The sequence below is a fragment of the Peptococcaceae bacterium 1198_IL3148 genome (genome assembly GCA_036763105.1).
Lineage (GTDB): Bacteria > Bacillota > Desulfotomaculia > Desulfotomaculales > Desulfohalotomaculaceae > JBAIYS01.
The window spans coordinates 1-385 of record JBAIYS010000055.1; the positions used below are offsets into that span (position 1 = coordinate 1).

The 385-nt window shown below is 39.2% G+C and carries 1 pseudogene; it reads left to right on the forward strand.

Annotation, left to right across the window (positions count from 1 at the left end):
- Positions 1–262 (forward strand): annotated as a pseudogene (locus V6C27_14870) (transposase).
- Positions 263–385 lie beyond the last annotated feature (123 nt).

The following is a 385-nucleotide window of genomic DNA, read 5'->3' on the forward strand; positions in this document are numbered from 1 at the left end:
TTGAATTAACCACTTACTTTAAGTACCCATATGCAATCCGTAGACTAATTTATACAACCAACGTTATTGAAGGTTATCACAGACAGTTGCGAAAAGTCACCAAAACCAAAACAGCATACCCTTCAGAAGATGAAGCACTAACCAAGATAGTGTACTTAGCTACAATGGATATTTCAAAAAATGGAATATGCCTGTAAGGGATTGGACACAGTGCATTTCTCAGTTTGCGATATACTTTGGCGACAGGCTGGAATCTGAGTAAGCGCTTAATAAACAGGTGCATGGTCACCTAGCCCAAAATATGCGAAAATACCTTCATAAGACTTAGGAATGGAGGTATAAAAGTGTACAACAAGCAAGAAAGGCAAGCGCTTGTTGCCGAATG